Origin of the sequence: Ruegeria sp. THAF57, from assembly GCF_903914075.1 — a bacterium.
Classification (GTDB): domain Bacteria; phylum Pseudomonadota; class Alphaproteobacteria; order Rhodobacterales; family Rhodobacteraceae; genus Ruegeria.
In genome coordinates this window covers 571,749-591,433 of sequence record NZ_CAIWNQ010000001.1, presented here as the reverse complement: position 1 = coordinate 591,433, position 19,685 = coordinate 571,749, and the positions used below count along the sequence as shown (strand labels likewise).

The 19,685-nt window shown below is 58.3% G+C and carries 24 protein-coding genes and 1 other RNA gene; 9 read left to right on the top strand and 16 right to left on the bottom strand.

The features are described from left to right. Positions 1–3: 3 nt before the first annotated feature. From RUESEDTHA_RS02880 to RUESEDTHA_RS02840, 9 genes are all read right to left on the bottom strand, one after another. Positions 4–1,107 (bottom strand): DUF4147 domain-containing protein, encoded by a 1,104-nt coding sequence (locus RUESEDTHA_RS02880; RefSeq protein ID WP_180884197.1) that lies wholly within the window; start codon positions 1,105–1,107, stop codon positions 4–6. After that, entirely contained in the window at positions 1,107–1,544 is a 438-nt protein-coding gene (gene dtd / locus RUESEDTHA_RS02875; RefSeq protein WP_180884195.1) for a D-aminoacyl-tRNA deacylase, read from the bottom strand. Before dtd ends, RUESEDTHA_RS02880 begins: the two co-directional genes overlap by 1 nt. Before the next feature lie 20 nt (positions 1,545–1,564). After that, positions 1,565–2,233, bottom strand: coding sequence for a nitroreductase (locus RUESEDTHA_RS02870; protein WP_180884193.1), 669 nt, complete (start codon positions 2,231–2,233; stop codon positions 1,565–1,567). Between the two features lie 100 nt (positions 2,234–2,333). Further along, positions 2,334–3,422, bottom strand: a complete 1,089-nt coding sequence (locus RUESEDTHA_RS02865; protein WP_180884191.1) for a TFIIB-type zinc finger domain-containing protein — start codon at positions 3,420–3,422, stop codon at positions 2,334–2,336. Positions 3,423–3,460: 38 nt separating this feature from the next. Then, positions 3,461–4,609 (bottom strand): SPFH domain-containing protein, encoded by a 1,149-nt coding sequence (locus tag RUESEDTHA_RS02860; RefSeq protein ID WP_180884190.1) that lies wholly within the window; start codon positions 4,607–4,609, stop codon positions 3,461–3,463. Positions 4,610–4,631: 22 nt separating this feature from the next. Beyond that, positions 4,632–5,588 carry a DUF2927 domain-containing protein gene (locus tag RUESEDTHA_RS02855; RefSeq protein WP_180884188.1) on the bottom strand — a complete coding sequence of 319 codons (957 nt, stop codon included), beginning with the start codon at positions 5,586–5,588 and terminating at the stop codon, positions 4,632–4,634. A 4-nt stretch (positions 5,589–5,592) separates the two neighbouring features. After that, complete coding sequence (locus tag RUESEDTHA_RS02850) at positions 5,593–6,783, bottom strand: toxic anion resistance protein (protein WP_180884186.1); 1,191 nt, start codon at positions 6,781–6,783, stop codon at positions 5,593–5,595. Between the two features lie 28 nt (positions 6,784–6,811). Further along, positions 6,812–7,726 (bottom strand): 5-bromo-4-chloroindolyl phosphate hydrolysis family protein, encoded by a 915-nt coding sequence (locus tag RUESEDTHA_RS02845; protein WP_180884184.1) that lies wholly within the window; start codon positions 7,724–7,726, stop codon positions 6,812–6,814. 175 nt (positions 7,727–7,901) lie between these two features. Next, a complete protein-coding gene (locus RUESEDTHA_RS02840; protein ID WP_255431599.1) occupies positions 7,902–8,792 on the bottom strand; it encodes a pseudouridine synthase in 891 nt (296 codons plus the stop codon). Between RUESEDTHA_RS02840 and RUESEDTHA_RS02835 the strand changes: the two genes are divergently transcribed. Next, entirely contained in the window at positions 8,773–9,234 is a 462-nt protein-coding gene (locus tag RUESEDTHA_RS02835; RefSeq protein WP_180884182.1) for a nucleoside deaminase, read from the top strand. The two genes, RUESEDTHA_RS02840 and RUESEDTHA_RS02835, sit on opposite strands and share 20 nt — an antisense overlap. Positions 9,235–9,253: 19 nt before the next feature. Here RUESEDTHA_RS02835 and RUESEDTHA_RS02830 read toward each other — a convergent pair whose 3' ends face one another. Continuing rightward, the gene (locus RUESEDTHA_RS02830; RefSeq protein WP_180884179.1) at positions 9,254–9,946 is read right to left on the bottom strand and encodes a metal-dependent hydrolase; all 693 of its coding nucleotides are present in this window, start codon (positions 9,944–9,946) and stop codon (positions 9,254–9,256) included. A 59-nt stretch (positions 9,947–10,005) separates the two neighbouring features. Here RUESEDTHA_RS02830 and RUESEDTHA_RS02825 point away from each other — a divergent pair, with 59 nt between their 5' ends. Then, complete coding sequence (locus tag RUESEDTHA_RS02825) at positions 10,006–10,662, top strand: ceramidase domain-containing protein (RefSeq protein WP_180884177.1); 657 nt, start codon at positions 10,006–10,008, stop codon at positions 10,660–10,662. Here RUESEDTHA_RS02825 and RUESEDTHA_RS02820 read toward each other — a convergent pair. Further along, positions 10,653–11,216, bottom strand: a complete 564-nt coding sequence (locus RUESEDTHA_RS02820) for a DUF4202 domain-containing protein (protein ID WP_180884175.1) — start codon at positions 11,214–11,216, stop codon at positions 10,653–10,655. The two genes, RUESEDTHA_RS02825 and RUESEDTHA_RS02820, sit on opposite strands and share 10 nt — an antisense overlap. Positions 11,217–11,361: 145 nt before the next feature. After that, positions 11,362–11,520 carry a hypothetical protein gene (locus RUESEDTHA_RS02815; RefSeq protein ID WP_180884173.1) on the bottom strand — a complete coding sequence of 53 codons (159 nt, stop codon included), beginning with the start codon at positions 11,518–11,520 and terminating at the stop codon, positions 11,362–11,364. Between the two features lie 227 nt (positions 11,521–11,747). Here RUESEDTHA_RS02815 and gatC point away from each other — a divergent pair, with 227 nt between their 5' ends. The 5 genes from gatC to rnpB all read left to right on the top strand — a co-directional run bounded on the left by gatC (position 11,748) and on the right by rnpB (position 15,443). After that, a complete protein-coding gene (gene gatC / locus RUESEDTHA_RS02810) occupies positions 11,748–12,035 on the top strand; it encodes an Asp-tRNA(Asn)/Glu-tRNA(Gln) amidotransferase subunit GatC (protein WP_170325838.1) in 288 nt (95 codons plus the stop codon). 3 nt (positions 12,036–12,038) lie between these two features. Further along, complete coding sequence (gatA, locus tag RUESEDTHA_RS02805) at positions 12,039–13,526, top strand: Asp-tRNA(Asn)/Glu-tRNA(Gln) amidotransferase subunit GatA (protein WP_180884171.1); 1,488 nt, start codon at positions 12,039–12,041, stop codon at positions 13,524–13,526. A gap of 40 nt (positions 13,527–13,566) precedes the next feature. Continuing rightward, positions 13,567–14,256 (top strand): hypothetical protein, encoded by a 690-nt coding sequence (locus tag RUESEDTHA_RS02800; protein WP_180884169.1) that lies wholly within the window; start codon positions 13,567–13,569, stop codon positions 14,254–14,256. A 64-nt stretch (positions 14,257–14,320) separates the two neighbouring features. After that, positions 14,321–14,923, top strand: a complete 603-nt coding sequence (locus tag RUESEDTHA_RS02795) for an N-acetylmuramoyl-L-alanine amidase (protein ID WP_180884596.1) — start codon at positions 14,321–14,323, stop codon at positions 14,921–14,923. A gap of 122 nt (positions 14,924–15,045) precedes the next feature. After that, an RNA gene (rnpB, locus tag RUESEDTHA_RS02790) (RNase P RNA component class A) lies at positions 15,046–15,443 on the top strand. 9 nt (positions 15,444–15,452) lie between these two features. On the opposite strand, the gene RUESEDTHA_RS02785 is transcribed toward rnpB, so the two are convergent. Together RUESEDTHA_RS02785 and RUESEDTHA_RS02780 are read right to left on the bottom strand one after the other, a co-directional pair. Beyond that, on the bottom strand, positions 15,453–16,259 hold the full coding sequence (locus RUESEDTHA_RS02785) for a DUF2182 domain-containing protein (protein WP_255431598.1): 807 nt from the start codon (positions 16,257–16,259) through the stop codon (positions 15,453–15,455). A gap of 48 nt (positions 16,260–16,307) precedes the next feature. After that, positions 16,308–16,943, bottom strand: a complete 636-nt coding sequence (locus RUESEDTHA_RS02780; RefSeq protein ID WP_171120449.1) for a DUF1326 domain-containing protein — start codon at positions 16,941–16,943, stop codon at positions 16,308–16,310. A 490-nt stretch (positions 16,944–17,433) separates the two neighbouring features. Between RUESEDTHA_RS02780 and rpmG the strand changes: the two genes are divergently transcribed. Beyond that, a complete protein-coding gene (gene rpmG, locus RUESEDTHA_RS02775; protein WP_005630270.1) occupies positions 17,434–17,601 on the top strand; it encodes a 50S ribosomal protein L33 in 168 nt (55 codons plus the stop codon). 216 nt (positions 17,602–17,817) lie between these two features. Beyond that, positions 17,818–18,324 (top strand): hypothetical protein, encoded by a 507-nt coding sequence (locus RUESEDTHA_RS02770; RefSeq protein ID WP_180884165.1) that lies wholly within the window; start codon positions 17,818–17,820, stop codon positions 18,322–18,324. Positions 18,325–18,491: 167 nt separating this feature from the next. Here the strand turns inward: RUESEDTHA_RS02770 and RUESEDTHA_RS02765 are convergent, their stop codons facing one another. Both RUESEDTHA_RS02765 and RUESEDTHA_RS02760 read right to left on the bottom strand, forming a co-directional pair. Further along, a complete protein-coding gene (locus RUESEDTHA_RS02765) occupies positions 18,492–19,268 on the bottom strand; it encodes a Bax inhibitor-1/YccA family protein (protein ID WP_180884163.1) in 777 nt (258 codons plus the stop codon). Between the two features lie 181 nt (positions 19,269–19,449). After that, positions 19,450–19,659 (bottom strand): DUF1127 domain-containing protein, encoded by a 210-nt coding sequence (locus tag RUESEDTHA_RS02760; RefSeq protein ID WP_171120453.1) that lies wholly within the window; start codon positions 19,657–19,659, stop codon positions 19,450–19,452. Between the last annotated feature and the right edge of the window lie 26 nt (positions 19,660–19,685).

Genomic DNA, 19,685 nt, shown 5'->3' with positions numbered 1-19,685 from the left:
AAATTACGTGCGGATTGCGACAAGCAAGTCCATTACGTTTGTCCCGGTCGGACCCGTAACCAGCAAAGCCCCAACCTGATCCAGATAGCTGCCGCTATCGGCGTTATTCAGAAACTCTTCCGCTGTTGGATTCCAGGTGGACCCATCAATCACGGCCCCTGCTGCCTGTGCCGGGCCGTCGGTTCCATCAGTGCCGCCGACCACGATCGTTAAGCCCGGAATGCCCGAAACCTCTTTGGCCAAGGCCAGCGCCAGCGCCTGATTGCGCCCACCGCGTCCGGGGTTTTTTGGCAGAACAACCGTTGGTTCTCCGCCAAAGACCATGACGCCCTTCGGCATGTCGCGCAGACGCGACCCTAAGTGCCTTGCGACACTCAGATAATCATCGTGCAGGCATTCTTCATCCGCAATCACATCGCAGCCTTCCAACTTTGCGGCATCAACTGCAGCAGCCCGGGCAATGGCGTTAGAGGCCACGATCTGAGTCGAGGCTTGAAACTTTGGTGCGTCGGGCAACGCTCCAATTCCCGACCCAATGACATTCAGGTCATCGCCGGGCACGTCAGATATCGCAAGTACAGTCACCGCATCGCCGCGAAAATGCGAAAGAAGCCCACCGCCCTTGATGCGCGACAGCTTGCGACGCTCGGCGTTCATGGCCGTTATGTCCAGCCCTTCAGACAGCAGCTTTTGGTTCAACTGCTCCAAATCAGCCAGCGTTTTGCCGGGAACAAGATCCTCTGCAAGCGAGGATGCGCCGCCTGACACCAACAGCAGCAAATGCGAGGCAGGGCCCATCGCTTCTACCGCCTCACGCAGGGCGCGGCCCCCGTCAAGGCTGCGAGAATTCGGCACGGGGTGCGCGGCTTCGATAATCGTCACATGGTCAGGCAGATCGCGTCCGTGATCATCTTTGGTGACAACCAATGTCGGTTTAGGCCCAAAGTGTTCCAGCGCGGCCCGCGCCATCGCTGCGGCGGGTTTCCCAACGGCCAGAATTTGATCGGGTGCCGCAATGCTGTCCAAGACTGCTGTGGTCGCCGCGTGCCCGCCGACTGCATCCACACCGGCTTGCCAGATGCGAATTGCACGTTGTTTTTGATCCATCAGCTTTCTACCCAAATCGTGACGGGGCCATCATTGACTAGTTCCACCGCCATATCCGCCCCGAACTGCCCTGTTTCCGTAGGAATACCGAGACTACTCAACTGTGCGGCGAACACCTCGTACAGATGCTTGCCAAGCTCAGGCGAGGCCGCTTCTGAGAACCCGGGGCGATTTCCGCGCGATGTGTCAGCGGCCAGCGTGAACTGGCTGATCACAAGAGCGGATCCGCCAATATCCAGAACGGACCGGTTCATCTTGCCTGCATCATCCTTGAATATGCGCAGCTTGGAGATTTTGGCCGCAAGCCGCTGTGCGGACGCCTCGTCATCCCCCTGCATCGCACAAACAAGCACCATGAGGCCGGGGCCGGTCTGTCCGATCACCTCGCCCGCCAGGGAAACTTTGGCGTGAGTGACCCGTTGTAATACTGCGCGCAAACTGTTTCTCCAAAATTTTCTCAGCCGAGCCAGTCGACAAAAGCGTCCGGGCTGGCGCGATCCGTACGAAAACCGTTAGCGGGGTGGTCCTTGTCGGCATAGCCAAAGGAAATCGCGCACAGGATCAGGCGGTCTTCGGGGATGTCAAAATAGCGGTGAAGGAACGGGCCATAACTTGCAACTGCCGCTTGCGGAATGGTGGCCACGCCAAGGGCTTGGGCCGCAAGCGTAAAGGCGGTGACGAACCCGCCGCAATCCATCGCCCCATAAGGCCCAAGCTCAGCCGGGCTGGACAGGATCGCGCAGTGCGGTGCATCAAACAGAGTGAAGTTCTCCATCATTTGTCGTGCCGAAGCCGCGCGGTCGCCACGTTCCACGCCGACGGCTTCATAAAGGGCCCACCCGCATTCTCGGCGGCGATCCCTGTAGACGCCCGAATAGGATGTGGGGAAAGGCAAGTCAGGGGCTGGCGCGCCGGACATTGCCTCCTCTCGCAGGGCAATGCGAAAACGCTCGGTTTCAGTGCTGCTGGTGATTACGACATTCCAAGGTTGTGCGTTACACCAACTGGGCACACGCCCCGCGCTGGTCAGGATTTGCTCGATGTGTTCCCGTGGAACCGGATCAGGGCTGAATGCCCGACAGGAGTGGCGCGCAGCCAATAGCGTGTTCAGGTCCGATAACGTCACACTGGCCTCCCCATCGGCGTCGACGGGGCGAGGATGGCGCGTGGTTTGAGGATGTTCAAGCGATTAAACGGCGAAACCGGTCCTAATGCCGTACGCTCGATCACTGTTGCCCTGTCGCCAGCAGATACCCAACCCCTGCTGCGACCAGCAGGCCGACAATAACCGCGATCGTGATCTTGATCGCCGACCATGGCCGCTCACCCTGAACGCGGCCAGTGCGTCCGTTGACCACAAACCGATAGGTCTGACCGCGGTATTTGTAGGCGGCCATCCAGACCGGCAGCAGAACATGCTTGAAGGTCACATCCCGAACGTCCGTATCGACCGAATGAATGCGTTGGCGATCACCACCAATATCGAACCGAACGTCACGTTCAATCACACGAGCCATATACCCCCGAGCCTCAGTATAACCTTCGTTCAGTTCAACGGTGTAAGCCTCAGCACGAAAGCCTGCCAGATACTCGGGTTGATAAGGTTCCAGCGCAGGCAGGTCCCACGGTTCCAGCGCATCCGTATAGCTTTTGGGCAGAGACCGAGAAGCCAAGACCAGAACGTCATCGAAAAAGCGCGCGACCCGTCCCGATTTCGGTGACCAGCGGATCTTGGCGACCTGCTGTTGCACCCGCTTTCCGTCGCGCATCACCGTGTGGGTTTCGTAATAAACCGTCCCGCGCTCGCCCCGGTAAGAGGATTGCGTATCCGCGTCGAATGTCCAGTAGGGTACGTAGATACCCTGCATCTTGCGCCCCTTGCGGGCATAGTCCTTGAGACCATTGGGCGCGAACCACAAACGACCAAGCCAATCCCCCATCGCTTTGTGCGCAGAACGCTCGTCCAGCGCAAAGGGTAGAACACCGCGTGGCTTGATATGTCGGCTGACGCCGGTACCTGTGACCACTGGTGTGGCGCAAAACGGACATTCCGCAGCATGGGTATCGGGGTCAAACTCGACTTGGGCTGCGCAATTGGGGCAGGTCAGAACGCGGGTTTCTTCGATTTCACCTTCCGGTAGGTTTTCTGACAGGGCGGCGTTGAAATCCAGCTCTTTCAGGCTTGCGCCGCCCCAGGGGCCGGCGGCGATGCTTTGGGAATGGCCGCAATGATCGCACGTCAGCGTTCCGTCGCCCGGATTGAACCGATAGTCCGCACCGCATTGATCGCAGGGAAATCTGTGCTCTTTGGTCATGTTGCCCCCTCGTTCATCAAAAACAAACGCGGACCGGATCAGGTCCCCGGCGGAGGTGGTGGCAGGATGGTGAACAACTGAGCAAGCTCCTGAACATCGCCGGCCTTTTTCCACCCATCCTGACCTGCTGTCCAAACGTGGGTATCGCGTGTGACTTCACCTTCGGCGGCCATGCGCCCCATCTTAGCTTTCGAGAATGGTCCGCTGGTCTGCCCATCCACGGCGATATGCCAGACATGTTCGACGGGTGGCGGGGGCGGTGGTGCCGCATGTGCCGACGGTTGCGGGGCAGCGGGGGCAGGGCTTCCCCACGGGCCGCTCTGTTGACCCGCTGCCATGTTCGACATCTGCTGGGCCATCGCCATTCCCATGCCCATTCCAAGACCTGCGCCCATACCGCCGCCCTGACCGGGATTGTTGGCAGCCGCCGTCATTGCCTCGGCCGCTGAATATTGCGTGAACTTGCCCAGATCGCCCGCCAGCCCCATCGAGGTGCGCTTGTCCAACGCCGCCTCGACCGCAGGCGGAAGCGAGATGTTTTCAATGTAAAACTCGGGCATCTCTAGCCCGTAGCTGTCCAATACCGGAGAGACTTCGGCTGCGATCAGCTTGCCCAGATCAGCGGTGTTGGCGGCCATGTCCAGGACCGGAATGCCCGATCCGGCGATCACGCGGCTGAATTCCTGCACGATGATGTTGCGGATTTGAAAGCTGATCTCATCCATCGTGAATTCGCCATCTGTGCCGACAATCTCGACCATGAACTTCGCCGGATCCTTGACGCGGATCGTATAGGTTCCGAACGCGCGGATGCGGGTTGGTCCGAATTCGGGGTCGCGCAGCATGATAGGGTTTTTGGTGCCCCATTTCAGGTCGTTGAACCGGGTGGTGTTGACGAAATAGATCTCGGACTTGAACGGCGACTGAAACCCGTGATCCCAATGCTGCAGGGTTGTCAGGATCGGCATGTTGTTGGTTTCAAGCATATAAAGGCCCGGCGTGAACACATCCGCCAACTGTCCTTCATGCACGAACACGGCTGACTGTCCCTCGCGAACCGTCAGCTTAGCGCCATATTTGATGGCATGGCCTTCACGCTCGAACCGCCAGACCATTGTGTCGCGGGTGTCGTCGACCCAGTGAATGACGTCAATAAATTCGCCGGTCAGAAAATCGAAAATACCCATTTGGGGTCTCCTTTCAGGGGGCTCAGAGCGGCTGGCCCATCAATTCGCGTGCAATAATCCGGACCACCGGGCGCGCGCTATCCACCGTCACGCCGGGTTCGAGGCGCGGATCATACAGCATGGTCAGAAGCTTTTCGTCATGGCTGGTCAACAGCGCAAATTCATCATCATCGTTGAAAATCGAAGGCCGCGCTGCAGGGCTGTCGTTCGACAATCCCAACCCTTGCGCGATTTCTTCGTGGATGCAGCTACGACGCAGCAATTCCGGCAGCTCGGTTCGGATCAAGGTGACGGCACGCACGTATTTATAGGGTGAAGAACTGGTGGCTGAGGCAAAGACGAAACAGTCGATATTCGCGCGCGGATTGGCAACCAGTTCCAGCGAGGCCTGACTGATATTCGGGATCAGTTCTTTCAGACGGGTCACGACATAGGCGCTGTCATCCTTGCCTGCGAAAAAGACGTGAAAGTTTGCGCGGCGATTCACGACCGAGATCGGGTGCCCGGTCAGCTTTGCCAGCCGTGCGGTAAAGGATTCAACCTCGGTTGCATCTTGCGTGCGTGTGGCAGGCAGGACCGAGGGGCCAAACTCTGTCTGTACCCTCACAGGCCCGGACCAGCGACTGAGCTGCCCGTCCGTCTGCCGGGACGATGCCGCGACCGCGTGATCGGGATATTCGCTGTAGAAAGCGATTGCTTCAAAGTTCCGCGCTAAGTCGTCTGCATCGAACGGGGTGTCCGGCCCGCCGCCATCCGTGCGCAGCAAACCGCGTGTCAGCAAATCACGCTCAACCCGTTCATAAAACCGCGCAAGGTCCTGACTGGCGGCAGACGGAGCGACATAGGCATTCGCCGCAGGGGCTGGGGGGGCAGGCCGCGTTTCAGGGACGACGGAAGACGTCAGTGTCTCATCACAATTGGCCAGCGCCAACAGCGAAACAAGGCCCAGAACAGCTTTTGGAAATCCCGGTCGCCGCATTCTGTTATCCCGGCACGGCGGTGCCGGCGTTGTCGCCAGTTCCGTCCTTGCGTGCTTTGGCCGAGGCCAAAGTATCGCGCAACTCGACCTCCATCTTTTGCAATTCCTGTTCTGCGGCTGCGCGTCGCGCTTTGCCTTCGTCTGCAATTGCCAGGCTTTCGTTAATTGTCCCGATCAGGTCGGCATTGGCCTGTTTGACCGCTTCGATGTCAAATACGCCCCGTTCCATTTCCTCGCGGATCATCTTGTTCGATTGCCGCAGGTTGGCCGCGTTGGATGTCAGCAACTCGTTGGTCAGATCATTCGCATCCCGCACAGCCGATGCTGCTTCAGCGCTGCGCTGGATGGTGACGGCCTGCGCCAGTTGAGTTTCCCAAAGCGGGACGGTGTTTACCAATGTCGAGTTGATCTTGGTGACCAGCGACTTGTCGTTTTCCTGCACCAACCGGATCGAGGGCAGAGATTGCATCGTCACCTGCCGCGTCAGCTTCAGGTCGTGGACCCGGCGCTCCAGATCGTCACGGGCGGCGCGCATGTCGCGCAATTCCTGCGCCTTCATCACCTGTTCTTCTTCGGGCGCAGCATTAACTTCGGCTTCCTTTTCAGGAATGTCATGGCTGTCCAGCTCGGTCAGTTTTTCTTCGCCGGCGGCGATGTAAAGCGCAAGTTCGTCATAGAAACTAAGCGTCTTTTCATACAGTAAGTCCAGCGACTTGATGTCCTTTAGCAACGTGTGTTCATGCCCAAGCAAGTCGTCCGTGATCTTGTCGATCTGGCCCTGGACCTCTTCGTATTGCGCGGTGAACTTTGCAAATGGGGCCGCTTTTCCGATCAGCTTTTCCCACCAGCTTCTTTCACGGCGCACGTCCAGCTCACTAACCGAGAATCCCCGGATCGTGGTGACGATATTGCGCAGGCTGTCTCCGGCTGGGCCGACGTCCTTGTTTCGCACGTCTGCCAGCATCGCCTGGCTGATTTCCTGCAACTCGGCCTGGGCGGATGAACCGAACGCGACAATCGAATTCGTGTTGTCCATGTCAATCTCGTCCATGCGTTTGCGAATTTCCGCGCTGACGGGTTCATCCGCTTCTTCCAGCGAAACCACTTCGGCTGTGGGATCGGGTAACGCGACAGCCGTTACTTCCTGCACAAGCGTTTCTGTTTCTACCGCCTTGTTCTTGATCTCATTGGACATTTGAAATCCTTTCTCAAAAAATGGCCGGTCAATCCAACCGAACGCCTTCGCGCTGCAACCTTTCGCGCAGCACGTCAATTTCAACAGTCAGGTCGCTGCGGTCATCCAAAAGCAATTTACGGGTTCGCGCCGCGAAATTCTGTTCAAGATCATCCAAAAGGGCCGAATAGTCGGCCAAAGCCTGCGCGTCGCGGGTACGTGCATATACATCAGCAAACTTAATCGTCGCATCCCGCGCGCCCTGTAAATACACCGTCATGTATTTGCGCGCCCCGGCCAGATCGCGGGGGTCTTCTTCGACGGTTCGAAACAAATCTCGGGCGGTGTCCTGGAACTGTTCCACGCGGGCCTCGATCCTTCGGTCGCCAGCGCGTTTAATGGCGTCTGTCATCTCAGTCAGGTGCTGTTCGGCATCTTCCACAACCCGTGCAACGCGGTCTTGCTGAAATGTGTCGACGCCCTCCATCCCCTTGTCTGAAAGCGGATCAAACCCGAACGAAACCGAATGCAATACTGTCGCCACACAGCCAAACAGGATTGGCGCGATCAAGCTGACCTCAGACGCGGAGGTCGCGTCCAGAAACTCGGAACGGTAGGAGGCCAGCGCTGCGCCGATGCCGGTGAGAATACTTGCGAAAATTTTTCGTGGAAATGCGGGCTTTCGCGCAACGCGGCGCGCGTTATACGCGGCTTCGGCGCGCAAGCCTTCACGCAATAGGAACGCGGCCGCGGTCAGAACGCCCGCCGCGATCAAGCCGATCGTCATTCCAACCGCGCCATCGTTGAGCGATAGGAAAACCAGCGGCACGGCAGGCAGAAAAAGCAGGTTTGAGCGCGCGCCTGCAGGTTCTACGCGCGCGCCTTCGAATTGGCCGCGCGCGGGTTGGTCTGGCTGAGAAGCGTCGCCCTGAGGACTGAATTTACCGCCATAGCGTTTGGCCATCTGCTCACAAGCCCCCAAGTACGCCGGTGCAAACACCGAAGAGCAGTACAAGTAGGACCACATAGGCCAGTTTTTGTACTCCGGTCCCGGACATGACGCCCCCCAAAGACTTTCCTACTGGAAAATCTAGGGCAAGAGACCCTGCGAAGCTAGGGGGAAGGTTGTTTAACTGGCGTCACTTGCGAGGTTTCTTGCCGATGGGCGCCCGTTTTCTTTGCGGTCGTGCGGGGCGTTTGGCCTGAGTTGCGGGATCAGCGTCCAGCCCAAGTTGGTCGCGCATCACACGGCGTCGGATTTCTTCGACTTCGCCGGGCTTTAGATTGCCCAGTTGGAATGGGCCATAAGATACGCGCAATAGCCGGTTCACGGCATAGCCGATATCCTCCATCGCGCGGCGAATTTCGCGGTTCTTGCCTTCACGAAGACCGATTGTCAGCCATGCGTTTGCGCCCTGTTGACGGTCCAGCGAGACATCCATCGGCAGAAACCGTTCGCCGTCGATCACCAGACCCTTGCGCAGGGGGGCGAAGTCTTCGTCCTTGGGGCGACCATTCACCCGCACGCGGTATTTGCGCAACCAGCCGGTCGAGGGCAGCTCTAGCTTGCGCTTGATGCCGCCGTCATTCGTCAGCAGCAGCAACCCTTCTGAATTCAGGTCCAGCCGGCCGACACTCATGACGCGGGGCATGTCCTCGGGCAGGTTATCGAAGATCGTCGCGCGACCCTTCTCGTCCCGCGTCGTCGTCACCAGACCCGGTGGTTTATGATAAAGCCACAGGCGCGACGGCTCGGGTTCGGACACCGGCTTGCCGTCCACGGTGATCTTGTCCTTGGCGGTGACGTTCAGGGCGGGGCTGGTGATGGTCTTGCCATTCACGCTCACACGACCGGCTTCGATCATGCGTTCGGCTTCACGGCGCGAGGCAACGCCCGCGCGAGCAAGCACTTTGGCGATACGGTCGCCGGGAGGAGGGGTTTTACTCATCCGCAGCCCATAGCGCATCCCGCTGCCTTGCGAAAGACGCGTTTCTGATGCAGTCAAAGGCATGGAGTTCAGATCGTTCATGAATATCGCACTGCAAGAGGCACGCGCCGCAGCGGACCGGGGCGAGGTTCCGGTGGGGGCCGTGATTGTCGCAGGCGACCGTGTCGTGGCCGCAGCAGGCAACCGCACGCGCGAGATGAATGATCCGACGGCACACGCCGAAATCCTTGCCTTGCGCGCGGCTTGTGCCGCTGTTGGGTCTGAGCGTTTGCCGGATCATGACCTGTACGTCACATTGGAGCCTTGCGCGATGTGTGCGGCGGCTTTGGCGGCGGCGCGTATCCGGCGGATCTACTATGGCGCGGCTGACCCGAAATCGGGTGGCGTGGCCCATGGCGCGCGGGTTTTCACTCATTCGCAGGCGCACCATGTGCCTGAGGTCTATGATGGTATCGCGGGGCAGGAAGCTGCCGAACTGCTAAAGGCATTCTTCGCGGCGCGTCGGGGAGATGTGCCGGGCTGAAGCCCAGCCTACAGATTTTTTACAACTTGATGGGCTGCATCACCTCTGGCTCGATTACATCGACGCCGGGCAAGCCCTCGACCAAAGGCCGCGCCGATTGTTCCAGAATCGGGAAAGTCTTGTAGTGGCAGGGGATCACGGTCTTGAAGTTGAAATAGCGCTTGGCGGCGTAAGTTGCGCCCTTCATGTCCATGGTAAAGTGTCCGCCTGCCGACAGAATGCCGATGTCGGGTTTATAATAATCCCCCATCCAGTCCATGTCGGCCATGATATCTGTGTCGCCTGACAAATATAGCATGTGACCATCCCCCGCGATCATGAACCCGACCTCGCTGCCGCCGGTACGCAGTCCGTCGGGTGTGGAAAAGGTCGAACTGTGCGAGGCCGGAACCATCGACACCATCACCCCGTTCAAGTTCACAGTGCCGCCTTTGTTGAAGCCTACGGTCTCGATCCCCTCGGACTCGCTCCAATACCCCATCAGGTCGTACTGACCCACAACCGGCACCTTGAGGTGCTTGGCCAGCGAGACCACATCGGCTACGTGGTCGAAATGCGTGTGTGTCAGAAGGATATGCGTCGCGCCGTCAAGGGCCGCGTCGTGCTGATCCTCGGGCAGGACGGGGTTGCCGGTCAGCCAGGGGTCGATCAACAGCACTTGCCCTCCGGTCTCGATGCGGAAACTGCCGTGGCCCAGCCAAATGATGTTCATGAAAAAATCCTCCGAAACAGACTGTTGGCATTAACCTAGCATCGGCTATGTAAAATTTCATGGATTGGTTTCAGGAAATTGACGGATATTGCGAGAGAGTGTCGCCCGACTATTGGGCAGAGCCGATCAATGCGGTGACAAACGCCGCATTTATCGTCGCCGCTTTCATCATGTGGAGGCGGGTGCGCGGGCAGGGGATGCCGCTGGCAGTGGCATTGGTGGCGATTCTGGCCGCGATCGGATTGGGCAGCTATCTGTTTCACACCCATGCGCAGGTCTGGGCTGCACTGGCGGACGTGGCTCCAATCCTGCTGTATATTCTGGTCTATATCTACGCGATCAATCGCGACGTCTGGCAAATGCGCCCGCTTTATGCCGGTGTCGCCACCGCGCTGTTTGTACCCTATGCCGCTGCGACAATCCCGGTCTTTCAACTGGTGCCCGGCCTGGGCGGGTCGGCGGCTTACGCGCCGGTTCCGCTGCTGATCCTGATCTACGCAGTCTTCCTGCGCCGCAGGTTTCCCGAGACGGCAGCAGGGCTGGCGTTTGGTGCTGTGATCCTGATTGCCTCAATTACGTTCCGCGCACTGGATGAACCGATCTGCGTTCAATTCGAAACTGGAACGCATTTCATGTGGCACATCTTGAACGCGACCATGTTGGGCTGGATGATCGAAGTATACCGCAGGCACCTGAAACGAACGTCTCAGGCCTGAAAAGCAGCGGCAAGGTTTGCGGGCAGGTCAAATTCTTCCAGCACACGTGAGCGCCCTTCGGCTGACATCTTGCGGGCTGTCTTTTCGACAATGCTTTGAATTTTTTCAGCCGAATGTTTGGCAGCGAAAGGGGCAAAATACCATTTTAGGAAAACGAAGCAGATCACGTCCTCAAGCGCCTGAACCTCGTCATCGCGCTTGAGTCCCTGTTTGCGCAGCATCCGACCGGCCGCTTCGGTGTCCTCGGCGCCATATTCGCTCAGCTCCATCAGGCCCATGACAATCTCAGCATGATGCACACCCTGGGCTTTTCGCCAGGCCAAATATCCTGCGCGCCCTTCCGGGAATTCGGTACGCGCCAGCTTCCAGCGTTCAACGTGCTGACCGCGCGCGGCAATTGTCAGAGCATCCGAGGCGTCTGGAAACAACCGGTCCAGCTCGGCGCTCATGCGCTGACCATAGAGCAGGGCGGCGGGCTGGCCGTCTTCCAGATTGGGGTCCTTGGCGTTGGCCGCATCTATTGCGTCCAGTACTGCTTGCTTGCGGGGGCTCATTGGGTGCTCCGTTGTTGTGCCGGTTCAGCGGTCATGTCTGGCCGGTAATCCAAAGTTACCCTATCGAGTTGCCGCGTTGCGTGCAGCAGTCAAATGAATTTTCGGGCCGGGGAGAGGAGTACCCGGCCCGGACGAAGCGGGCACATTAGCTGGCAGGCTTCGCCTTATCTTGTGATACCGGTTCCGAGACCTGATCGGGGAAGCTCAGATCTGGAAACATGCTGTCCATTGTTGGCCCAAACGCATGGGCTTGCGCGGTAAGAACCGTGGTCGCCAATACAAAGGCAGTCATGAGAGTTTTCATCGTCTTACTCCGGTGATGGCTGTGTTGTGTTATTGAAATGAACAGTTCAGTTTACTTTTTCAAGACCAAAAGTGAACTAATCGGTTCACTTTTTTACATACCCGATATGCAAAAATGAATGATCACCCTGGAAAACTCTGCGCCCTAGTCTCAGATCAGCTAAGCGGTGCCCTTGCGACCGAAGCATCAGACAGGTAAACGCCCCCTAACGCATATGAGGTTTTCCGATGTCGATTGACCAAAGCACTGCCGCAAAGGTGGCTAAACTGGCCCGGATCAAGGTCGAGGATGACGCGCTGCCTGCGCTGGCATCCGAATTCAACACCATCCTTGGGTTTATCGAACAGCTTAACGAAGTGGATGTCGAAGGCGTCGAACCGATGGTCTCGGTCGAGCCTATGCGCCTGAAGCGTCGTGAGGATGTGGTCACCGACGGAAACCAGCAGGACAAGGTTTTGGCCAACGCCCCCGACGCGCGCGAGGGCTTTTTCGCAGTCCCCAAAGTGGTGGAGTAAGACATGAGCGATCTGAACAAACTGGGCCTGGCCGAGGCCCGCGACGCGCTGTGCAAGGGTGACGTGACCTCGGTCGAACTGACCGAATCCTGCCTGGCGGCCATTGACGCCGCTGATGCGCTGAACGCTTTCGTCCACAAAACGCCCGAAATCGCGCTGGAGCGCGCCAAGGCCGCAGACGCGCGTATCAAGGGCGGCGACGCGCCGTCCATGTGTGGTCTGCCGATCGGCATCAAGGATCTGTTCTGCACCAAGGGCGTGCCCTCGCAGGCGGCATCCAAAATTCTGGAGGGCTTCAAGCCCGAATACGAATCCACCGTGTCTCAGCAACTGGCCGATGCTGGTGCCGTCATGCTGGGCAAGCTGAACATGGACGAATTCGCCATGGGCTCGTCCAACGAAACCTCGGTCTATGGCAATGCCGTCAGCCCGTGGCGGCGCGGCAATGACGATGTGCAACTGACACCGGGTGGCTCGTCGGGCGGATCAGCCTCGGCGGTGGCCGCCGACTTGTGTCTGGCTGCAACCGGCACCGATACGGGTGGCTCGATCCGTCAGCCTGCGGCCTTCACCGGCATCACCGGCATCAAGCCCACCTATGGGCGCTGCTCGCGCTGGGGCATCGTGGCGTTTGCATCTTCGCTGGATCAGGCCGGTCCAATGACCAAGAACGTGCGCGACGCGGCGATCATGCTGGAAACCATGTGCGGCCACGACCCCAAGGATTCCACCAGTGCCGAACTGGCCGTGCCGAACTTTGAGGCGATGCTGACTGGCGACATCAAGGGCAAGAAAATCGGTATTCCGAAAGAATACCGTATGGACGGTATGCCCGCCGAGATCGAAAAGCTCTGGGCCGATGGGGCCGAGATGCTCAAGGCTGCGGGCGCCGAGATCGTCGATATCTCGCTGCCGCACACCAAATACGCGCTGCCAGCCTACTACGTGATTGCTCCGGCAGAGGCGTCCTCGAACCTCGCGCGCTATGACGGTGTGCGTTATGGCCGCCGCGCGACGCTGGCGCAGGGTGACGGCATCACCGAGATGTACGAGAAAACCCGCGCCGAAGGCTTCGGTCACGAAGTCCAGCGCCGCGTGATGGTCGGCACCTACGTGCTGTCGGCTGGCTTCTACGATGCCTATTATAACCGCGCCCGCCGTGTCCGTACCCTGATAAAGAAAGACTTCGAAGATGTCTTTGCCGCAGGCGTCGATGCGATCCTGACCCCGGCCACCCCATCGGCCTCGTTTGGCCTGGGTGAGATGACCGAGGCCGATCCGGTGCAGATGTACCTAAATGACGTGTTTACCGTGACCGTAAACCTGGCTGGTCTTCCGGGCATTTCGGTGCCTGCGGGTCTGGATGCGCAGGGTCTGCCGCTGGGTCTTCAATTGATCGGTCGTCCATGGGACGAAGGCGATTTGCTGAACACGGCTTACGCGCTGGAAAACGCGGCGGGTTTTGTAGCCAAGCCGGGCAAATGGTGGTAAATCTCGGTTCAGGCAAGACGACTTAAAACGGAGCAGCCGAATGCGCCTTACGCTTCTGATTCCCGCCATTGGCTTGGTGGCCGCCTGCAATACGGTGGCCCCGATACAAAGCACAAGCTTCAATACGCCGCAATATCAGGCGCAGCGCGAGGCTGAATTGGCAGGGCAGGGGCTGACCGGTAACCCATTGCTGGGACCGGTCGACGTGACAGAACAACAGCTTGGCGCCCCCGGTGATCCGCTTCCACCAACCGGAGAGAACGCGGATATCGCGTCGGCAACCGCCGTGGCCCTGGCCAACACCTCTGTTCCTGCGACGAGGCCAATCGCAAGCAATAACGCGATTTCCGATGAGCAGGATTTTGAGGCTGTGTCCGGGCGCCGCACCATCGAATCCGACGCGGCCCGGATCGAGCAAAACCGCCAAACCTACGAAGTTGTAACTCCGACCGCCGTGCCGCAGCGGGGCACAGATGGTCAGCCCAATATCGTGCAATACGCTCTGAACACATCGAACCCGGTTGGCACACAGCTTTACAGCCGCGCGGGGTTTAACTTGCAGGCCAAAGCGCAACGCAATTGCGCCCGGTATCCGTCGTCAGATCAGGCACAGATCGAATTCCTCGCAAGCGGCGGCCCCCAGCGCGATCGCAAAGGGCTGGACCCGGACGGGGACGGCTACGCATGTGGTTGGGACCCAAGCGCGTTCCGCAGTGCCGTCAATAACTGACCTCAATCCGATCTGGTACCCGTCACCCAATTTCGGGGAACGCCGGAGCGGTTTGAAGCCGTCGATGGTGGTTATCCACTACACCGCGATGGACAGCGCGCAGGAGGCGTTGCAGCGCCTGTGCGATCCCCAACACGAAGTGTCCGCCCATTTCCTGATCGGTTCAGACGGTAAACTCTGGCAGATGGTGCGCGAAAAGGATCGCGCCTGGCACGCCGGAGCAGGAGAGTGGCATGGTCAGGCCGACATCAATTCGCGGTCAATCGGTATCGAACTCGATAATCGCGGCGACCACCCGTTCGCAGAGCCGCAGATGATGGTTCTTGAGCGTTTGCTGACCGCTCTATTGCATAGGTGGAAGATCCCCCCCAATGGCGTCATCGGCCATTCTGATATGGCGCCCGGCCGCAAGCTGGACCCGGGTTCCCGATTTGACTGGCTACGCCTCGAGCATCAGGGACTGGCAAAGCCGCGAGGCAGTGGCGAGCTCCCACAGACAGTTGAATTGCCAGAGTTCATAAACTTGGCCCGCAAAGCTGGTTTCACCGCAAACGTCGACGATCAGACACTTCTAAATACAGTTCGCCTTCGATATCGACCTTGGGCCACGGGCCCTTTGACACCTCACGACCTCACTCCGCTAATTAGGAAAACCGGATCAAGCTGATCCGTTCTTCATCTGGCTGGAAATATCCCGGGGTTGAATTGGCCGTAGGCCAAGAAGGGGCTGGCCCCTTCACGTCCTAACCCCTTGACGCCACCCAACCCAAAGCATACCCACCGCACTGCGCGGAGGGCCGGATGGCCGCTGGGGCCTTGGCCCGAGAGGAAAGTCCGGACTCCACAAGACAACGGTGCCGGGTAACGCCCGGGCGGGGTAACCCGACGGAAAGCGCCACAGAAATCAGACCGCCTGCGATTTCGGTCAATGGTAAGGGTGAAACGGTGGGGTAAGAGCCCACCGCGCCCCTGGCAACAGGGGCGGCACGGCAAGCCCCACCGGGAGCAATGCCAAATAGGGTCCCCGCGCGGGCCGGTCGGCGCAAGCCGATACCGCCGCTAAGCGCGTCTTGGCCGAGAGGGACCGGGTTGGCAGCTTGAGCCGCGCAGCAATGCACGGCCTAGAGGAATGGTCATCGAAGGGGGCAACCCCGGAACAAGATCCGGCTTACAGGCCCTCCGCGCGTATTCTTCCATTAGGTCGCGACCGTAACCTCGCTTCCAATCAGCCACAGACCCGCAACGATCAGGGCAATCCCAGTTGCAGGGCCTAGCCATCGCGCTCGTGGCAGCAGCTTTTCCAGCCCCACATAAATCGCAATACCGACGATCCAGTAGAGGTTCATCACGCCTCCGACGAACAGCAGCAGCATCAAGGCCCAGCAGCAGCCTAGACAATATGCGCCGTGCACTGCGCCCACGCGAAATGCACCCGTTGCGCCGGGTCGATTGTGCTCGGCCAGAAACTGGGCTGGGCTACGGCAGTGTCGCAGACAAGCGGACTTCAGACTGGACAATTGATACAGACCCGCTGCTAGCAAAACACACCCGGCAAACACCTTGGACCGGATCGTCATCATGGGACCGTCCGACAGACCAATCTGCTCCAGCCCCCATTGACCACCAGTCGCAAGCGCGCTGAACACAGCCCAAGCGACGAGGTAGCCGCTTAGAAATATCAGGCTGAGCCATGTTGTGCGCTTCTTATCTGGCCCCATACGCTTGATGGCTGCGTACAATAGCACGGTTGGGGCGGCACTGGGCGTCATCATCGCGATCATCATGACCCACCACATGAGGAATATCAGTATGGTGTAGGGCAGGGACCAGACGACTGGTCCGCCCATCTGCATAGGTTCGCCAATTGGCCCGGCCATGCGGGTCATCTCGACGGCGGTCATGTTCATCCCGATGCCGACAATGGTGTACCACGCGGCCGCCAACACGATCAGGACGACGCAAAGCAATACGACGCCGCTGTCCCGCCGCAGAACGTAATCCACAGCTCCTGCGTGCGATTGATTTGTCTCAGAGGTCATATCGGCAGGGGATCACGCGCCGATTACGCCGTGGCCAGAGATGTTGAGGTGGGCCAGATGCGCGTGCGTCGCATCAAAGGTCAGGCTGATTTCCCCACCCGTGGTTTTTGTTGTCCCGGATGCGGACTCAGCGTGCCGATACTCAAAACCGTTGGGCAGTTGGATGGACGCCCGATGCGGCAGCCCGGAAACGATATGAGGGATGGGGTTCACCTCAAGATCGAAGATACCTTTTACCTTTGCATAACCCTTGCGGTCTTCTCGGGACCAATCCAGCTCAATCGGAAGGTAGAGGGTTTCGTGTTTTTTCGGTGCCATCGCGCTGTAGACGTACCAGAAGGTCGCCATCTCGTCCGTGTCTTCGCCCTTCATGATGGCTTCCAAAGCAGCCCTTTGATCCGCCGAGGCGCTTTCGTCGATGATCAATTGCATCTGGCCATTGCCTTCGTGGATGGGGCCCGGCCAGTAGTAGACGCCTGCCGCGCGCAGCCCAGCCAGATCGGTGTCTCCGTAATGCCCGGATTGAATGTCATACGCGACGACCGCCTCGCAATTGCCGTGTGTCGGCAACACGCTGAACTGGCATGGGCACCCGAAGTTGCAGTTGCAATTGGCCAGTTCTTCGCCCTGAATTGTCCATTCCGTCATAATGTCCCCCAAATAAAGCTACAAACACCGCTGTCATTCGTGCTTGCCTGTTTTTTGGTGCCTCGAAAACGAGCCGTTCAGTGGCTTCTTCGATTTTGGAACTGAGGGGAAGTTATCACGGTTAAGTGATTGTCACAAACTTAGAGGGTTTCGCCGTAAATCGTTTTATTGAGATGCCGCTTTTCGCGAGGCCTCTAAGGCAAAACGGATCGCCAAATCTGACATCCTGAGAGCAGTGCGCGATTCGGGCGGGTACCGATCATGGAGCATCGGACTTGATGCAGAAAGTGCTGCGGAGTGCACTGCGTGCAGTTAATTCAGGTCAGATTCAGTCTTGTTTCAGCCCACCAACCCGTCCGTCTGATGCCAATCCCGCTTAGGCTGGTTATCAAGTGCGATTGCGCTTGACATGGGCGGTGCAGGGCGTAAAAGCGCACGCTCATAGGAATTCAACCGAAAGGCCCTGCCTTTTCGGACGCAGGAGATAACCATGGCGAAGCCGACGACAATCAAGATCCGCCTGAACTCGACCGCGGGCACGGGCCACTTCTACGTGACCAAGAAGAACGCGCGCACCATGACCGAGAAGATGACTGTTCGTAAATACGATCCGGTCGCTCGGAAGCATGTCGAGTACAAGGAAGGCAAGATTAAGTAATCTGCCGTCCAGCTTGGACAAAGTTCAGGGGTCTGCTGCTGCAGGCCCCTTTTTCTTTGCTGTATAATGGGGTGGTAGACAAAAAACGGACCCTCGATCGAAAAGTACGCGTTGCAACGAAGCATCAGCGGTCAGATCAATCGAATGGGGCATGGGTTGCTTTTTTGAATGGCTTGCCACTACGCTTCAACAACTCGTTCCAAAATGTTGGCCGTCATGAAAAAAATCTTGTTATCCACAATCACTGTGTTGGCCCTTGCGGCTTGTGAAGACCCTTACAACCGTCAGGGGGTCGGGTTCACGGGTATCGATGGTGAACCACGAACCTTGTCTGATGTCCCCGGAGCCGTGGCTTTCCTGCCTCGGGCAACCAACGTCCCCGCAGAATTGGCCGTGTTGCCGCCGATCCGCGTGACTTCCGGTGAGACCGATCCGCAGAAAGTTGCGCGGGTTGCCATTGATAATGGCGGGCGCAGCGACACAAACTCGGTTGTTCTGACCGGACTGTCCACGAACATGTTCCTGAGCACTGTAAGCGTAAACGGCACGCTCTATGGCGTCCTGCGCACGGAAAACAACAGTACCCGGGTCGATAATCAAATTGGCGCAGCGTTCGGCCAGAACGCGGAACAGTTTACCGGATGCCTTGCAGCAGGTGACGTGTTCCGCAAGGGGTCGTCGCAGCGCAGCTCGGGCTTCGCGGTTCCTCTGAACTGTAGCTAAGAGCAAGTCACTTAATTCAGAAAAGCCCTCACCAATCGGTGGGGGCTTTTTCTTGTATTGCTTGACGTAATTGGGGGCAGTGCGCCACAGGAAAATCTTGCACCACTGGCCAAAAGAAAAGGGCGGACCCAATGGCCCGCCCCAAAAAGCCGAAGCTTGTTCGTATGTTATTCCCGGTTGCCGAAGAGTTGCAGCAGGAACATGAACATGTTGATAAAGTCCAGATAGAGGCTCAGCGCGCCCATGATCGCGGCTTTACCCAACCATTCCTGATCGCCCGAGTGCGCCATCTGCAGGTAGGTGGTTTTGATGTTCTGCGTGTCATAGGCCGTCAGACCAGCAAAGATCAGAACGCCAATCACCGAAATTGCGAAGGCCACCGCGGAAGAGGCGATGAAGATGTTTACGATGGACGCGACGATCAGGCCGATAACACCCATGATCAGGAACGTGCCCATTGCGGACAGGTCTTTCTTGGTGGTGTAGCCGTATAGCGACAGACCGGCAAAGGCGATCGACGTGATCAGGAAGACCTGAATGATCGACTGACCGGTAAAGACCAGGAAAATCCAGCTTATCGACACACCCATGACGGCGGCGAACAGGTAGAATACCGACTGCGCACCCGATGCGGACAAACGATTGATTCCGGCGCTGAAGCCAAAAACAAAGGCCAGCGGTGCAAACATGATGACCCACTTCAGGGGCGACGCGAAAAGCGTTGCACCGAACGAGGTCAGGTATTTGTTGGCGCTTAGCTGAGCGGCAGCAGCCGACGGGTCGGTTGTCGTTGCCAGACCGGCAATCGCCCAAGCCGCAGCAAATGTGATCAGCATGCCGACGGACATGGTGCCGTAGACTTTGTTCATATGGGCGCGCAGGCCCTCATCAATCTCGGCAGCGCGGGCACCGGTCGCTGTCCGGATCGTGTCAAATTGTGCCATTAAAGGGTCTCCCTTTACTTATTCTTGTTGCGCCCTGAAATCAGTGCGCGTTCCCCGCAAATATCGGCAAGTGCGAGCTACGTTTCAAGGGTTTAACACCGGAAACTGGCTAAAACACGCTACAAAAATGGCGGCCTGCTGACACGAGCCGCCATTCAGCGAAAAAAGATGCATCCTATGGTCACTTTTGCCAGAACTCCGGCGCGTCCCAAATATGACGGGTTGCCTCTGATTGGGCTTGTTCTCTTGTGATTCCAATATCCTCTAACGCCCGGTCGTCCAGTTGGCCAAGGGCGCGGCGTTGACGCATGAGCGACAGCGCGTCCCAAAGAGAAGTTACTGAAAAACGGCTGCGTGGATTGCAATTCGAAGCGAGTGTCAATTGGGTCATAGCTTTTGTCCTTTCCGTCAATTTCG

Coding starts and splice junctions, on each gene's coding strand:
- RUESEDTHA_RS02880 (WP_180884197.1), bottom strand. CDS start 1,107: ATGGATCAAAAACAACGTGCAATTCGCATCTGGCAAGCCGGTGTGGAT.
- RUESEDTHA_RS02865 (WP_180884191.1), bottom strand. CDS start 3,422: ATGACCAAAGAGCACAGATTTCCCTGCGATCAATGCGGTGCGGACTAT.
- RUESEDTHA_RS02860 (WP_180884190.1), bottom strand. CDS start 4,609: ATGGGTATTTTCGATTTTCTGACCGGCGAATTTATTGACGTCATTCAC.
- RUESEDTHA_RS02855 (WP_180884188.1), bottom strand. CDS start 5,588: ATGCGGCGACCGGGATTTCCAAAAGCTGTTCTGGGCCTTGTTTCGCTG.
- RUESEDTHA_RS02850 (WP_180884186.1), bottom strand. CDS start 6,783: ATGTCCAATGAGATCAAGAACAAGGCGGTAGAAACAGAAACGCTTGTG.
- RUESEDTHA_RS02845 (WP_180884184.1), bottom strand. CDS start 7,726: ATGGCCAAACGCTATGGCGGTAAATTCAGTCCTCAGGGCGACGCTTCT.
- RUESEDTHA_RS02835 (WP_180884182.1), top strand. CDS start 8,773: ATGGAGTTCAGATCGTTCATGAATATCGCACTGCAAGAGGCACGCGCC.
- RUESEDTHA_RS02840 (WP_255431599.1), bottom strand. CDS start 8,792: ATGAACGATCTGAACTCCATGCCTTTGACTGCATCAGAAACGCGTCTT.
- RUESEDTHA_RS02830 (WP_180884179.1), bottom strand. CDS start 9,946: ATGAACATCATTTGGCTGGGCCACGGCAGTTTCCGCATCGAGACCGGA.
- RUESEDTHA_RS02825 (WP_180884177.1), top strand. CDS start 10,006: ATGGATTGGTTTCAGGAAATTGACGGATATTGCGAGAGAGTGTCGCCC.
- RUESEDTHA_RS02820 (WP_180884175.1), bottom strand. CDS start 11,216: ATGAGCCCCCGCAAGCAAGCAGTACTGGACGCAATAGATGCGGCCAAC.
- RUESEDTHA_RS02815 (WP_180884173.1), bottom strand. CDS start 11,520: ATGAAAACTCTCATGACTGCCTTTGTATTGGCGACCACGGTTCTTACC.
- gatC (WP_170325838.1), top strand. CDS start 11,748: ATGTCGATTGACCAAAGCACTGCCGCAAAGGTGGCTAAACTGGCCCGG.
- gatA (WP_180884171.1), top strand. CDS start 12,039: ATGAGCGATCTGAACAAACTGGGCCTGGCCGAGGCCCGCGACGCGCTG.
- RUESEDTHA_RS02800 (WP_180884169.1), top strand. CDS start 13,567: ATGCGCCTTACGCTTCTGATTCCCGCCATTGGCTTGGTGGCCGCCTGC.
- RUESEDTHA_RS02795 (WP_180884596.1), top strand. CDS start 14,321: ATGGTGGTTATCCACTACACCGCGATGGACAGCGCGCAGGAGGCGTTG.
- RUESEDTHA_RS02780 (WP_171120449.1), bottom strand. CDS start 16,943: ATGACGGAATGGACAATTCAGGGCGAAGAACTGGCCAATTGCAACTGC.
- rpmG (WP_005630270.1), top strand. CDS start 17,434: ATGGCGAAGCCGACGACAATCAAGATCCGCCTGAACTCGACCGCGGGC.
- RUESEDTHA_RS02770 (WP_180884165.1), top strand. CDS start 17,818: ATGAAAAAAATCTTGTTATCCACAATCACTGTGTTGGCCCTTGCGGCT.
- RUESEDTHA_RS02765 (WP_180884163.1), bottom strand. CDS start 19,268: ATGGCACAATTTGACACGATCCGGACAGCGACCGGTGCCCGCGCTGCC.
- RUESEDTHA_RS02760 (WP_171120453.1), bottom strand. CDS start 19,659: ATGACCCAATTGACACTCGCTTCGAATTGCAATCCACGCAGCCGTTTT.